Genomic DNA, 15,011 nt, shown 5'->3' with positions numbered 1-15,011 from the left:
ATATTCCAAGGGATTTGCGGAATTGGTTTTTGCCTTGGCTTGTTGCTTTACTTGCCAGTGTTGTTGTCACCAGCAAACCTAGATATTGGCCTAGCGCAACACTCCATTCAGGATGAAAACATAGAAACGTTCCCTTCCGAAACTACGAGGAACTTTGCACGTGTTTTCTACGCTTTGGTGATCTGCGTTCCGCTTGTGGGATCGAGCGATAAAGGCTTACGAGGTTTTGGGTATTTAATTGTCGTTTCCGTTGCTTTGGGGTTCTTCTTTGCTTCTCATGCCTTCACGTCAATCTCGTGCTTCGTTGCGGCAGGTTTGTCTGCCTACATCTACTTCGTTCTAAAGTTTCACTATTGGGAGGTAGACCGCTTAGGTGGGGCTGCCAAAGGTTGAGGGACATTTTGAAAAATGCGTTTAAGTGCGGGCAGGGGGTTTCGCTGGAAAGCCGTCATCCGACAGTTTTTGTCAGATGACCGGGTTGAGCCCAAAGCAGTCGCTACTTTCGTTCTCAGAGTTTGAACGGATGGCAAATGTCGGGATTCTATTCTTCCAGAAGCTATGTGCTATTTGCGAATGTCATCCTTCACCAGACTTAAAACAATATCCGTTATCATGTCCTCGACAACATTGTTTTCCACAGCCAAAGATCGCGCTGTCACGGAATATCCCTCGAAATAAGGAACTAAGAGGGCCTTCACTTTTTCACGATCAGCCGTGTCTAATTCGTCGCTAAGTGCATATTCCGCCATGAGATCTGCAAAGCGGCGATAGTAATCCATTAGGGAGTTATCAACGATTTCATTTCTGCTTGATATCGCCCAAATCTCGCGGAATGCGCGGCACATGTCGCTAATCTGCTGACCGTGCGATAGACCTGCGGTCACGAGAAACCGGACGCGTTCGCGTTCGCTCTCCGCTATGCTTTCTTCAGTCATTTTTTGCAGGCTTTTCGCACATTCGTCGAAGTATTGCGCGACCATTGCGATGAGAACATCGTCGCGAGACTTGAAGTAGTACTGCACGTTGCTCAATCGCATACCGGCGCAATCGGCGATCCGGCGCATCGTAAGACCTGCGTCCCCTATCTCGATCAAGAGTTTGAGCGCGCATTCCAGAATCTGCGCTTCTTTTGCTGATCTGTTTCTGGCTGTAATTATTTGATCCACCTTAGATTTTTAAGTCCCTCTTACGTATTTCTACAGTTCTTTTTCTCGCTCCACAAATTAAGGGATTGATCTAATTGGTCAAGTGACCTAGTACGTTTGGTCACTTGACCAAATTGAGAGAATCCCCATGATCGAAGCTTTGCGCACACCGGAAATCCATTTTGAAGGACTGTCGGAGTTTCCTTTCCGACCGCACTACGTTGATGACCTGCCCGGCTACGAAGGATTTCGCGGTCATTACGTAGACGAAGGGAGTACTGAAGCGCAGGAGGTGTTCCTCTGTCTGCACGGTGAACCCAGCTGGAGCTACATCTATCGAAAGATGATCCCGGTCTTCGTCAGTGCTGGGGCACGTGTCATCGCGCCGGATTGGCTGGGATTTGGCAAGTCCGACAAGCCCGTTGATGATGAGATCTACTCCTTCCACTTCCATCGCGACTACATGCTGGCACTGATCGAGCGTCTCGATCTGCGCAACATTACACTCGTAGTGCAGGACTGGGGTGGTGTGCTTGGCCTTACGCTGCCTATGGAAATGCCAGAGCGGTTCAAGCGGCTTTTGATCATGAACACGGGGCTCATGGCAGGCCCTGTCGATATGCCGGCCTTCGACGCGTGGCAGGCGGACATCGACTCTGATCCGGACGTTCCTATAGAGTTCATCATGCAAAAGAATGAACCCAGCATCTCGGTGGCCGGAGCGGCTGCCTATGCCGCACCCTTCCCGGATGCAACCTACAAAGCCGGTGTTCGTCAGTTCCCCCATTTGATCGCACGCACCATGGATGCGCCCGGCGTGGATACTTCGCAGAAAGCGGCTCAGTTCTGGTCGTCTGAGTGGGACGGCGAGAGCTTCATGGCCATCGGCATGAAGGATGAAATGCTCGGCCCATACGTGATGAACCACCTGCGCACGTTCATCAAGGGCTGTCCGGACCCACTGGAAATTCCTGAAGGCGGACACTTCGTGCAGGAAGCGGCAGGGCTTTTGATCGCTGAACGCGCCTTGACCCATTTTGGTCTAAACAAGACCTGACTTCGCACGTTGAACGAAAAACCGAAATCGAAATGCTGGAGAGATTTATGAGCAATGAAATCCTCGTCATCGGTGCCACCGGCAAAACAGGGAAACGGGTCGCGAAGCGACTGGAGGCGCGCGGTTTGGCCGTAAGATACGGAACACGGCGAAGCGCTATTCCGTTTGATTGGGAAAACCCTGAAACATGGCAGGCATCTTTAGCGGGAATAAAGTCGGCTTACGTCGCCTATTCTCCAGACCTCGCTGTGCCCTCCGCCCACGGCGTAATTGCTGCCTTTGTCAAAGCCGCGGAAGAGGCCGGGCTTCACCGTGTCGTCATGCTGTCAGAGCGCAACGAGGCGCGCGCTCAGGCGTGCGAGCAATTGATCAAGGACTCTTCTCTTGAATGGACAATCCTTCAACCCAGTTGGTTCATGCAAAACTTCAGCGAAGGCGGGTTCCTTGAAAGCGTTCTTACTGGCGAGGTCTCGGCTCCCGACTCCGGCGAAAAGGAGCCGTGGGTTGATCTGGAAGATGTAGCGGACGTAGCTGTTGCAGCCCTATTGGAGGAGGGCCACGGCGGACAAGTGTATGAAATCACCGGCGCTGACTTGCTCACTTGGGACGAAGCGGTGGCGGAAATTGCGGCCGTGACCGGGCGAGACATTACTTACAAAACAATCACACCCAAGGAGTTTGAAACCACGCTGATCGCCGCTGGGTTTCCGAATGCGGATGCTGAATTTGTTGCCAAGCTTGTTGCGCAAATACTTGATGGGAAAAACGCTAGCACTTCAGATGGCCTTCAGCGCTCTATGGGCCGTGAACCCAGAAGCTTCCGACAATTTGCGGAAGCAGCAAATGCGGTCGGGTGTTGGCCTTAATCACTATGACAATAGTCAGACCTCTTGCGGCACAAGACGAATGTCCGCTCCGTCCGCAGAGCGGTCATAGACGGTTTTTTCACCAGCATCTGCAATCGCTGGAAGCGGTCATTGGAAGCAAAAAAAATCGGATTTGCGTTACCGAACGACTTTTAAGCGGAGCTTAGCAGTCATTAGATAAAAACACTCAGGTGATTGCCCGGAGCCCATTTTTCCAAATGCTGCGCCATGCGCGAATGGCCCCTTTGAAGCAGAATATCAAATCACCAGACGTATTCTACGTCTCTGACAACAACACGGCCGTCATCGCCTGACCTAGTAACGTTCTCAAGGCATCGTCGTGTTCTGCAGAAAGAGCATCAGCATCCACCGAAACACGACCAACGAACATTCCTGAGACGATGCTGAGTAACATTCCAGCCTTTTGATCAGCGTCCTTACCGCCGATCAAAGCAGCAAGTTGCTCGACCATCGGGTTACCGAGCTTGTTGCGAATAACGTCCTGCGCTTCCTCGGAACCGGAAGACTTGATAGCGACGACCATAGGGTTAAAGCCACCCGTTGGATCAGCTTTGCCCAAGGCGATGTCAGCCAATGCCTCAACCATCTCATTTGGTGACAGGCCGTGAAGGGGGTCAAGATCAATACATTCCTCCATGACAGCTTCGAATAAGCCGATCTTCGAGCCAAAGTAACGATTGATGAGCGCGGCATTGCACCCGGCATCCGACGCGATATTGCGTGTGCTCGCCGCCTCATACCCCGCCCGCTGAAATTCTGTTCGCGCTGCATCAAGCAGAGCGTTTTTGGTTGCGGATGGGTTGCGCTGCTTCGCGCTAGACATCTTTGGCTGGTTTAATGCAACACTCAAGTAATCACCTGTTGACTTATCTTCGCCCATTATTGTAATCACCTGATTACAACTTATGCCAACCAATTCCAAGCGAGGCTGTAAGATGCCCGATGAGCTTCATATTATCGATCATAGTGATAGTGTAGAAAGTCTGTTTGCCCCTTACCGCGACATCATTGGCGACGATTATCCGGCATATCGGGGTCACGTGTATCGTGTGATCACCTATGCAATGCACTTTCTTGATGGCGACGAAGAAGCAAGACCTTTGGTCGAAACCGCATTTGTTTACCACGACATTGGCCTCTGGACAGAGAACGAGCTTGCATATCTGGAACCATCTGAAGAACATGCCTTGGCCGATAACGAGAAATATGGCTGGGGGTTTGATCCTCAATTGCTGCGGGATGCGATCCACTGGCATCACAAGGTTTTCCCTTACCGCGGCCCAAACCAGCGTATCGTAGAAGCCGTTCGCAAGGGCGATTGGGTCGATGCGACCGATGGCAGAATTCGTAAAGGTTTGACGCGGGCGCAAGTGAAGGCCGTGCAAGATGCAATCCCGAACTATGGTTTTGGCGACGTCTTGCAAAGGCTTGCCAGGGATTTGGGAGGCAACAAGCTAAGCGGCAACCTCCGCGTCCTACGTCACGTGTTCAAGTGGTAGTTGAAAGCACTCATTGGCGCAGCCGCGGCGAAAGTTCGCTTTGTCCGCAGAGCAGACATTCATGCAAGCTGTAGCGAATGGCTGTTTCGAGCCCGAAGCGGCCCTTCCAATTCGGCTTGATGCACGTTTTTTTTCTCACCAGAGAAATTAGTGCACATTTCGATATTCCCAGCGAAAAAAAGCATCATGGGAGATATGCAGTGTTCAACAAATCCCTTCTACTAGCGGCCTTTGGAGCGCTCCTTGTAGCGATGACTCCGTCCACTTTTGCCCCGATCGTCGATCCAGATAATGCGGCGCTGCGCAACATGGTGGAGCAATCCTTCCAGTACGTCGCGATGTGCAAAGTGAACAATAAGATTGCGGCGGATCATGGCGGCTTCAACACGGTACAGGCGGACACGACCCTAAAGGACGAAAACACAGCGCGGCCGAACAACGACACGCTCTACATCGACGCCTTGCTCGATCTGCGGCATGAACCGATGGTCCTCGAGATGCCCGCCTTCGGCTCCAACGAAGTCTCGCTCGTGATGACAGGCTATGATCACTACGTGAACATTCCGCTTTTAACTACACGGGGAGAGTTTCCCTCGAAACGCATAGGTTGTAGCCTTCTTCGACAAGTTATTTAGATGTCGCAGAGACACGTTTCATGGAGTGGGAATGCGCAAAGCAAAAGGACATCCCTATACAGAGGTACTGGCCGGTTTGCATCGACGGATGAAGCCGAACTGGTATTTGGAAATAGGAACGCAGACTGGACGTAGTCTTACACTGTCTCAAACAAACTCAGTGGCGGTTGATCCAGAATTTCGACTGAAACGCAATGTATTGAAGGGAAAAGAACAACTGTTCCTCATGCAACAAACCAGTGACGATTTTTTTTCGTCAAGTTTCATTGCAAATACAGGTGCCAGATTCGACCTCGCATTTTTGGACGGCATGCATCTATTTGAAGTTCTGTTGCGCGACTTCATGAATTCCGAGCGACTAATGGCACCTGAGGGCAGAATCGTCATGAAGAACTTTCTGCCTTGGACGACAAACATGGCGAATCGCGACCGGAGCACAGTTGAAACACGTGACTGGACAGGTGATGTCTGGAAGATTGTTCCCATCCTTCGGGAATATCGCCCAGATCTAAAATTGGAACTTTATGACGCGGCACCAACCGGCATAATTGTAGTGGAAAAACTAGATCCTACGAATAGAGTTTTGCAGGAAAAATACAATGAAATCTGCAGTGTATACGGCGATAGATCTGACTGTGAAGCAACAGTTAACAGCTTTGAGCTTACTCCAACTTCCAAATGTCCGTGGATCAACAATAACGAGAGTTTTAACTTGGCAATAAAACTGCCAGTCCCACGGCCTCGGGTTCAGAACCGCTGGGGCGATTACCATTTTGGAGTTGCTCTGATGGAGGCTCTACAACGCGCAGGACATCGCGCCCGTGTTCAGACGAGAAAACACTGGGATGTAGTTGAAACGCCCGACGAGATTGATTTGGTGTTGAGGGGAGGCGCGAAATATGCGCCCGTACCGGGTCGGCGAACGCTTTTTTGGCTGATGTCCAAACCAGGACTAAGCAAAAGAGAGATAGCCGGGGGAGATCATTTCTTCGTAGCTGGGAAACCTGCGCTGGACGATGTCGCATCTCACGTCGAGTTGGAGAGAACTTCGCTGCTCCCTCAAGCCTTCGACCCTAAAAGGATGGTGCCACCAAAGACAGTGACGGATCGCGGATCCGCCGTTTTCGTCGGTATCGCCCGAAGCGGCCGCCCAATGGTTCGATACGCACTAGAAACTCAATGTGATATCCGATTGTGGGGAAACGGTTGGGAACATACTGACGCCTCCAAACTGCTTGTGAGCGCAAGGGTACCGAACGAAGACCTACCAAGTGTTTATCGCTCTGCATCCGCGGTTCTAAACGATCACACACCAACTATGTGTTCCGCTGGTATACCATCAAATAGAATATTTGATGCGCTTGCGTGCGCAACTCCGGTTATAACGGACGACGTAGGCTGGTTTCCTGAGGACATCAAACCTTATCTATACATCGTCCGGGACAAGACCGATTTCGCGGAAGCTATTGTAGCCGCACGGGATGAAAGAATTGACCGTCGCATCGAAAGGATCGCCTTTGCTCATCAAATGCGCCATAGACACTCTTTTGATGCAAGAGCGGCTACAATTATTGAACGAATAAACGCACTTTGAGCACGTTGGATTGGCTGCATGTTCAAACAATTGTTAATGCAACAGGCTACCTTTCGGTTCAAAGCCAATTTCTCTCCGTAATTCCATGGGTTAGTAATCTAGTTCGCAAGGCAGCCTATAAGACTTTTTAAGCAGTGTGAAATAATGCGAACAACCCAGAGCCCCTTAACTTGCGTTTCGAAATCCTTGTAGAAATTATTCCCTAGCGAGTATGATAAGGGAAGCAAAACAGCTCTGGCTTATTTCATTGAACGAGTAACCAAGTCTTGCCGTCGACCTTGGGGCCGTCGTTCGAACACGACCATACTATCGTAAAAAGTTATGCTATCGGTTTGGCGTGTAAAGGCTGTCGTTTCGAAATCGCCTCGAACATGTTGAGCGTTCAACTCATCAATCTTTGATTTCGCATACTCAATGAAAGTACCTTCCTTTCCCAACCCGCCTCCAAATCTTGGCCAATACGACGTGTGCATGTCTTCCACCATGTATGTCCCATGAGCCGAAACACGCTCGTAAAGGGTTCCAAACGTCGTAATAACGTGGGAGTTTACGTGGCTGCCATCGTCAAGAACAACATCGAAACCTCCATACTTATCAGATACTTCCTCGAGAAATTTCTTGTCGTCTTGGCTCCCTATATGAATATCTATGTTATTGGCGGCATGCTTCTCGCATTCGGGGTTGATGTCGATACCAACTATTTGTGATTCGTTGTGAAAATAGTCGCGCCACATCTCTAGCGAACCGCCACCGTGAACGCCAATTTCGAGCATCCGTATGGGGCGACTACGGAATTTCTCAAAGTGTTTTTCATATATGTCGAAGTAGTGCACCCACTTGTGCAGGCGTTTGTCGCCATTATTCAGAAAGTATCGATGCAGGTAGCCGTCGCCCATTTTTACCTCGAGTTATTGTCATTTTCGAGAATGGACGATGCCACCGTTGGTACTGAAATACCAATGGAAAAGCACTTCGGGTCTCTAAAGGTCGCCAGTTTCGTTTGGAGTGCCGCAACCTTACGAACCGACCAATAGCTGATCGGTAGCTTCGCCCGTGTAGCGGTCGCTCGCGACATTTCGGCGAATGGCCGCACCGAGCTCCAAAGCCGACAATCGGATTCCGTGTTTAAGACCAGTAGGCAAGGCCAGGGTTCCAAGTTGTTTAGTTCGTAGGGCTGACCGCGTGCAGTCTCCAAGAATTTGGAACGCCCTTCAACTCGTGCTCACCGCAGTCTTGAAACTCGAACGGCGCACCAAGCATCAGTTGCCGCGTGAGATCGGATGCCAGAACCTGTCCTTCCTGGGCTTGGCCCATCACTCGAGCGGCTATGACCACGCCAAGGCCGCTGATATCCTCGCCGCGAATTTCAATCTCACCTGTGTGAGCGCCGAAGCGTGCGTTAAGGTCGATTGCAGACAACGCTTCACGTAACGAACCAGCGCAGGCCAGCGCACTTGTAGGAGAACTGAACGTCGCCAGCACGCCGTCGCCGGTGAATTTCACCAGTTGACCACCGTGTCGAGAGATCTGGTTTGCGCAGACGTCATCGTGGCGGTTCATAAGGTCGCGCCAATTCTCATCACCGATACGTGCTTGTTGTGAGGTGGACGCGACGAGATCTGAGAACAGAACGGTAGCAAGGGTGCGCTTGGGTTGGATCGTCGCCGATGCTTCGCCGGTGACAAACTCGACGAGTGCGGCCGCATAGCTGTCCACGTCGCCTTCCCATGGCACATGCTCGTGGCCGGGTATGGTTTTGTATTCAGTGGATGGCATCAAACGCAGAAAATCCTTGGCGCAATCAGCCCCGTTGGGTTCTTCAAATTCGCGATGTATAACCAAAGTGGGTTGTGAAATAGAAGGCAGCAATTCCCGGATATCTATCCGGGCAGCCAATTCGAACAGGTTGGCGACTGTAATAGGGGTCGCGCTCATCCTTTGGAAATGCGCCCATGCTTCCTGAGCTTCAACATCGTCCTCACTTGGGCCAAAAGCCGAGAATGGGTGAGGTTTATAGAGCTTCCCCCAATTCTCGCGAAACTGCTTCAACGCGATTTTAAGGCTTTCGGGGGTCAGGTAACCGCGAGTAAGACGGCCTTGAGCGTACCCGCCGCACAAAGCCAGACGTTCGACGCGCTCGGGGCGCATCGCGGCATAGACACAGGCAAGTGAAGCCCCCTCGGAGAAAGCAATGACCGTGGCTGAGGTCATTTCAGTGACATCCATCACAGCCTCTATATCCATGACGCGCTCTTCAAGGGTTGGTGTCCCCTGAATGCGGTCTGACATGCCGTTGCCGCGTTTGTCGAAGGTCACCAATCTTCCCACCGAGCTGAGCGCTGTCATCCACTGCAGGTAGCCCGGATTTTCCATGGACGCTTCCAGATGCGAAATCATTCCGGGGACCAACACAAGATTGCGCGGCCCATCGCCCCAAACTTGATAGGCGATGGATAGCCCGTCGCTTTCGGTGAAAAGGGTCTCCACATTGGCAGTCATGCGCCCCTCCCAGTCGTTCTCTGGCCAATCCTCCGCCCATAATTTCAATGTGGTTCGCGACGGAGCCAGCGCATGATCATATTGAAGTTCGTTTGGCCTATCGGTCAATGATCTCTTTGGTTGAGCGCAACTTGCGTCATGTAAGGATTATAATTATCATGTAAAAACTGGAGGTCTGCATTTCCGGCGAAGCAGCCGCTCATGCCGAGTGCAGTCGATGACCGCATCGAGCCCCAAAGTTACCGGGTGCTGCAGCCCGCGCTAACGACAGCAAAGCGCAGAAACCAGACTTTGCAGAGTTCAGCGTGCTGCCCATAGCAGAAATTGAACCTTGCTTCGAACAACGAGGGATTTGAAACATACCACCTCGCAAAGCGAAGTAGTCTCAATCCTCATTCTGCTACAAGCGTGACAATTGCTTCTTGAGGCTGGGAATGTTGATTGTTTGCCTCAAGCGGTTTGTTGAGCTTGCCACGATACATCAACGCAAACACGGGTGGGGTGAAATAGAAGGATACAACAGTCGACAACAGTACGCCCCCGGCGATTGCAACGGCGAATGGCGGCCAAAATGCTCCTCCAGCTATGATCAGGGGTAGGAAGCCGCCAAAGGTTGTGATTGTTGTCGAGATGATGTGCCGACTTGAACCAGTCACAACGCGCGCCATGGCCGCTCGGTCACCTTGGCTTGCGTCAGCGTCTTGTTGCAACCCGGTCAGAATGATTATCGCCGCGTTGATCGAAACCCCGATCGATCCGATGACCCCGATGATCGCCGTAATTCCGAACGGGAATTGCATAACGGCCAGCGACAGCATTGAAAGGCCTGCAGACAACACGCACACGACCAAGGTCACAAGGGTCAGCCGGAACGAGTTAAAGGTCAGAACGATGGTCGCGATGGAGAGTGTCACAATCAAACCAACAGAGGCAAGCAGATTGCCAACGGTGTTAGATCGGGCATCACTGTCGCCGCCTAAGGACATCGAATAGCCTTGCGGCAACACAAACCCGGACGCATCAAGTGCTTCTAGTACGTCCTGCAACGCCTCTTCGGGCAAAATACCGGGTACAACAAACGCCTGAATAGTGTTTTCGCGCGTACCGTCCGTTCGAGTTATTACGCTTTCTGCCGGTTCAATCACGGGCTTGGCCAATTCCGACAGCGGTACCGCTGGGAAGGCTCCAGTCGCAGATATCGCAGCTGCATTTGGCAGTAGGATAGGCATACTGAAAATCGCGCTTAGATCTGACCGCACCTCGTCACCTAAGCGAACGCGCACCGGCAACTGTTCAGTCCCTTCGATCAGTGATCCACCGGTGATGCCAACAAGCGCCGTGTCCAGCTGACCAGCTATATCCGCAACGTCCAGTCCCAGCAGACGCGCTTTGACCTCATCAATCTCGAACCGGATTTGAGGGTTGCCTCCGTTCACGCTGGCGCGCGCCTGGGTTACCAGATCGAGATTGGCCATGACTGAACGCACCTCGTCGCCCAGATCACGCAATACCGTGATGTCCTGCCCCTGAATTTTGACTTCAACCGGTGCGTCGACCGGAGGGCCCTGAACAAGACTGCGAACGATGATCTGCGCGTCAGGAAAGCCAGTATCCAGACGACTCTGCAACGTTCCAACAAGGCGGGCGGCGTCGTCGGCCGTGTCGGTCGTAATCATAGCTTGTGCGAACCCAGGCTCGCGTGAGCGGTTTCCAACGATGTTGTAGTAGAATGCCGGGCCGGACTCTCCGACGGTCCAGTAGACACTTTTGACGCCGTCGTCAGCCAGCAGCATTTCATCGATCTGGCGGGCGGTTGCTTCGGTGGTGGCAATTGACGTTCCACCCGGCATATCGACTTCGATATAGAATTGGTTGCGGTCGACGCCTGGGAAGAATTGCGCGGTCAGCGTTGGAAAGGCCGCAAAGCCAAGCACCGGCAAGATCAATGCCAACGCGATGGATCGCACAGGATTAGCAACAGACAATCGAATTGAGGCCTCGAACATACGGGCAAGTGGCGGGATGCTGATACCGCGGCTCAGCATTCCTGCGTCTGGGCGATCGGACAGTAGCCAGCCCGCAATCGCCGGAGTCACAGTCAAGGCCACAACCAGGGACCAGACAAGCATAAGAACCACGGCGATAGCGATGGCGCCGACAAAATCGCCTGCGGGTCCCGGCAGCAATATCATCGGCGTGAAGGCAAGCGCCGTTGTCACGGTCGATGCCAGCAGTGGCGCGGCCAACCTGCGAACAGCATCTCGTACGGCTGCAAGTCGCTCCATCCCATCCTGCAGACGACGTCGGATTTCATCGGTCATCACGATGGCTGCGTCAACGAGCAGTCCGAGGGCAACAATCAGTCCGGTCACAGACATCTGATGAATTGGCAATCCAATCATGTTCATCGTCGCCAGGGTCGCCAATGAGACAACCGGCAAAACCAAAGCCACAATCGCGGCTGCCCGAACCCCTAAAGTAACAAACAAAACTGCCACGACCAGAGCCACGCCAATGGCCATGTTGACCCCAACCTCTGACAAACGATCCGCCGTGTACTGGCTTTGATCAAATAGCAGTATTTCCTGCATGCCCAAAGGTACCGACGCGGCGCCGGCATCAAGCTCATCCCGAAGGAAGCCTGTCCAACGGTCGATCTGTACGCCGTCCTGCGCCAGAATCCCGACCAAAACGGAGGGCTTTCCGTTGGCAAACGCGATTGAGGACTGCGGTTCGCGTGCGCCACGGTCTACGCTTGCAATATCTCCGAGCTTCACCACGGCATCGCCTGCGTTTTCACGCAGGACGATGCTCCGAATGCGATCCAAACTCTCAATTTCTCCGCTGACGCCGATGGTCAGGTCGACATCAGATTGCAACCGCCCAGACTGAACCTTTCCGTCTGCTTCGGCGATCCGCTGGGAAATCTCGGCAGCGCCAAGCCCAAGCGCAGCGGCCTTGTCCATATCCACACTTACGAGCACCTCTTCTTTCGGCTGACCGAAATAGTCCACTGCTCGCGTGGCAGGTATCGCACGCAATCTGTCGCCCAGTGCTTCAGCATGACGTGACAGCAAAGTTAACGGAAAGTCTGGATCCTCGGCCGCAACTGCAATGACCGCAGAATAGGCAGAAATGCCCTCGGCATCGAATTCCGGCGGCAAAACTCCTGCCGGAAAGTTCTGGCGCGCATCTTCGACGGCATCCCGAGCCTCGGCCCAAACCTGCTCAATGGTGGCTTCGTCTAGCGTTTCCAGCAATTCTACCGAAACGACCGACACACCCGAGCGGGAGACTGAACTGATCTCATCCACCTCGGCGATTTTACGCATTTCTTCTTCGATTTCTGCAGTGACCAGCGCTTCAACCCGTTCTGGATCTGCACCCGGGAACTGTGTCTTTACAGTTGCGAAGAGGTTGGTGATCGTAGGGTCTTCTTGTCGCCCAAGAGACAGGAACGAAGACAGACCTGCGGATACAAGCACTAAAACGATTAGGGCAACCAGCCTGGGGTGGCGAAAGGTAAGGGTTTCCATCAGATCGCTCCGTTACTCGCCAGTGTTGAAGGCAACGCGTTGACCAACGCTGACTCGCTGCGGCCCCTGATCGATCAGGACGGTGCCGTCCGGAAACGCGCCACGCACAAAGACGCGGTCGTCTTCGGCATGCAGCACTTCGACCGCCGCTAGCCGCACAGTTTTTTGCGCGTCGGCAACGAGCAATGTCCATTGCCCGCGCGTTCCTTCCTTCAGAGATGTTGTAGGCACCCAGGTCCCCGCACTTTGGACGGGATCGAGTACATGCACACGTGCGGTTTGTCCGAAAGCAACGTCCGGCGCGTTCTTCAAACCGAACAGCGCGGTGCGGGTTCGGGTCACCGGGTCAATATCGGGCCGTAAAGTTGCAAGCTCAGCCTGATAGCTTTGACCTGCAATTTCGATTTCAACGTCAGTCAGCAGCGCCGGATCAATATCGAGAGGGATACCTATCCGAACCTGCGGCGACACGACCTCGACCATACCCAGAACCAACTCGCCCGAGCGCAAAGTTTCACCGCCATCCACGTGTCGCGCGGTTATTTGACCGGCAAACGGAGCCTCGATACTGGATTTCTCGATCCGAACGGTCACATCACGCAAGGCCGCATCTAACTCGCCAATCCTGGATAGCAATTCATCCTGCTGAGAAACGGCCTCGTCCAAACGGGCTTGGCTGGTAAAGCCTTGTTCAATTAGTTTCGCGTTTCGCTCGACCGTTTTCTTTGCAAATGAAAGTTGGGCTGCAATGGCGTCACGTGATGCTGTCAGACGGTCGCGTTCGACCTCCAGCAGTGCGATGTCCAGTGTCGCAAGAAGTTGACCCTTGGCAACCTCATCACCTTCATCGACCAGAATTTGATCCAGCGTCCCGTTCAGTTCGAAAGAGATATCTGCCGAACGCTGAGGTTCGACCTGCCCGATGAATACACGGTCGACTGTGTAAGCGCTCTCGGACGTGATCGGTGTCACGGACACGGGTGTCACAGCGGCGGCATCCGGTGCGGGTACAGCGTCCGCTCTACGGGTGAGCTCGGATGCGCCAAAATAAACGGCGGCCGCTGCAACAGCTATAAAACTGACGGTCACTCCCAGGCGCACAGTGCCGCGCAACACACGTGCAAGTGGGCTCGGTTTGGTCGCTTCAGTAGATGAATTTGCAGGATTCGGCATTTGGGGACCTCATCAAGTTAGCGTCTCTAACATATGTTAGAAGTTCTCACTTTGACAAGAGATACGTGATCTGGCACATGTTGGATCATGAGCAGCACCGAAAAAAATCGTCCGACAAACAAACAAGCGGCTGGTCTTTCCGTCAGCAAGAAAGCCTATCATCACGGCGATCTCCGCGCTGCACTGATCGAAGCAACCCGACAGTTGGTTGAAGAAAAAGGTCCGGACAGTTTTTCTGTATCCGAGGCGTGCAGACGCGCGGGCGTATCAACCGCGGCACCTTACAAGCACTTCAAAGACAAGACAGAAATGCTGGTTGCCACTGTCCTTGAAGGAATGGATCGGCACCGAGACAAAATGCTTGCCGCGCTGGAAGGTGTTCCTGAAGGATCTCCCGAGCGCCTTACTGCCATAGGAATGGAGTATATTGCCTTCGCGTTAAATGAGCCCGGAATCTTCAGACTGAAATTTGGCGGCTTCACAGACCGTATTGCGGACCCCCGACTGGAGGAAGGCGGCCAGCAAAGCTTCGGGATTCTTTTGACTGAAGTAGCAAAGTGTCTCGGTGAACCGGGAATCACAGACGAAGTTCGCCGCCGTGGTTTTTTGTTGTGGAGTTTCGTGCACGGGCTGTCGTTCATTCTGCATGACAAAGGGCTTGCGGAAAAAGGCGAAGAGTTCGATCTTCATGCCCTTCTTGAGGACGTTTCGGAAAGAATGCTGAGTTGAGCGTTCTCACGCCAAAACGAACTCAACCAAGCACTGATAGCAGACGATCTATGCCGCTATCGCGCCTGCGCCTAAACGATTGCTTTGGTTCACGTAGAAGACATTTTTGGAAAGCGCCGCGAATGTCCGCTATCCAGAAGCGCAAGGTCTCGTCGTGAATGTCGGCTTCGGGTTGAGCCAGTATTACAAGGTAAGGTGTACGGCAGAGGCTTTGTACCAAAGCCTCCGTTTCGTAACCCGGAGCTATGCACGCGCGT

Annotated in this window: 12 protein-coding genes; 6 read left to right on the top strand and 6 right to left on the bottom strand. The window is 52.8% G+C overall.

The window, feature by feature from the left end; translation table 11 throughout:
* Positions 1-563: 563 nt before the first annotated feature.
* A complete protein-coding gene (locus GS646_RS13150; RefSeq protein WP_171188429.1) occupies positions 564-1,166 on the bottom strand; it encodes a TetR/AcrR family transcriptional regulator in 603 nt (200 codons plus the stop codon).
* 127 nt (positions 1,167-1,293) lie between these two features.
* On the opposite strand from GS646_RS13150, the gene GS646_RS13145 reads away from it, so the two are divergent.
* Both GS646_RS13145 and GS646_RS13140 read left to right on the top strand, forming a co-directional pair.
* Positions 1,294-2,202, top strand: coding sequence for a haloalkane dehalogenase (locus tag GS646_RS13145; protein WP_171188427.1), 909 nt, complete (start codon positions 1,294-1,296; stop codon positions 2,200-2,202).
* A 47-nt stretch (positions 2,203-2,249) separates the two neighbouring features.
* The gene (locus GS646_RS13140) at positions 2,250-3,068 is read left to right on the top strand and encodes an NAD(P)H-binding protein (RefSeq protein ID WP_216600455.1); all 819 of its coding nucleotides are present in this window, start codon (positions 2,250-2,252) and stop codon (positions 3,066-3,068) included.
* 277 nt (positions 3,069-3,345) lie between these two features.
* Here the strand turns inward: GS646_RS13140 and GS646_RS13135 are convergent, their stop codons facing one another.
* Positions 3,346-3,969 carry a TetR/AcrR family transcriptional regulator gene (locus GS646_RS13135; protein WP_171188423.1) on the bottom strand — a complete coding sequence of 208 codons (624 nt, stop codon included), beginning with the start codon at positions 3,967-3,969 and terminating at the stop codon, positions 3,346-3,348.
* A gap of 55 nt (positions 3,970-4,024) precedes the next feature.
* Here GS646_RS13135 and GS646_RS13130 point away from each other — a divergent pair, with 55 nt between their 5' ends.
* From GS646_RS13130 to GS646_RS13120, 3 genes are all read left to right on the top strand, one after another.
* Positions 4,025-4,588 (top strand): phosphohydrolase, encoded by a 564-nt coding sequence (locus tag GS646_RS13130; protein WP_171647849.1) that lies wholly within the window; start codon positions 4,025-4,027, stop codon positions 4,586-4,588.
* A 200-nt stretch (positions 4,589-4,788) separates the two neighbouring features.
* Positions 4,789-5,223, top strand: coding sequence for a DUF1254 domain-containing protein (locus tag GS646_RS13125; RefSeq protein WP_171678542.1), 435 nt, complete (start codon positions 4,789-4,791; stop codon positions 5,221-5,223).
* Positions 5,224-5,254: 31 nt separating this feature from the next.
* Positions 5,255-6,817 (top strand): glycosyltransferase, encoded by a 1,563-nt coding sequence (locus GS646_RS13120; protein ID WP_171647853.1) that lies wholly within the window; start codon positions 5,255-5,257, stop codon positions 6,815-6,817.
* Positions 6,818-7,056: 239 nt separating this feature from the next.
* Here GS646_RS13120 and GS646_RS13115 read toward each other — a convergent pair whose 3' ends face one another.
* From GS646_RS13115 to GS646_RS13100, 4 genes are all read right to left on the bottom strand, one after another.
* The gene (locus GS646_RS13115) at positions 7,057-7,713 is read right to left on the bottom strand and encodes a class I SAM-dependent methyltransferase (protein ID WP_171188415.1); all 657 of its coding nucleotides are present in this window, start codon (positions 7,711-7,713) and stop codon (positions 7,057-7,059) included.
* Between the two features lie 265 nt (positions 7,714-7,978).
* Positions 7,979-9,316, bottom strand: coding sequence for an adenylate/guanylate cyclase domain-containing protein (locus tag GS646_RS13110; RefSeq protein WP_171647855.1), 1,338 nt, complete (start codon positions 9,314-9,316; stop codon positions 7,979-7,981).
* Positions 9,317-9,708: 392 nt separating this feature from the next.
* Positions 9,709-12,852 (bottom strand): efflux RND transporter permease subunit, encoded by a 3,144-nt coding sequence (locus tag GS646_RS13105; RefSeq protein ID WP_171647857.1) that lies wholly within the window; start codon positions 12,850-12,852, stop codon positions 9,709-9,711.
* Between the two features lie 12 nt (positions 12,853-12,864).
* Positions 12,865-14,025: an efflux RND transporter periplasmic adaptor subunit gene (locus tag GS646_RS13100; RefSeq protein WP_171188409.1), complete on the bottom strand. Its 1,161-nt coding sequence runs from the start codon at positions 14,023-14,025 to the stop codon at positions 12,865-12,867.
* Positions 14,026-14,112: 87 nt separating this feature from the next.
* On the opposite strand from GS646_RS13100, the gene GS646_RS13095 reads away from it, so the two are divergent.
* Positions 14,113-14,754 carry a TetR/AcrR family transcriptional regulator gene (locus GS646_RS13095; RefSeq protein ID WP_171188407.1) on the top strand — a complete coding sequence of 214 codons (642 nt, stop codon included), beginning with the start codon at positions 14,113-14,115 and terminating at the stop codon, positions 14,752-14,754.
* Positions 14,755-15,011: the final 257 nt, after the last annotated feature.

Origin of the sequence: Ruegeria sp. HKCCD4315 (assembly GCF_013112245.1) — a bacterium.
Lineage (GTDB): Bacteria > Pseudomonadota > Alphaproteobacteria > Rhodobacterales > Rhodobacteraceae > Ruegeria.
The sequence above is the reverse complement of the archived record's forward strand: the minus strand, read 5'-3'. Positions and strand labels throughout refer to the sequence as shown.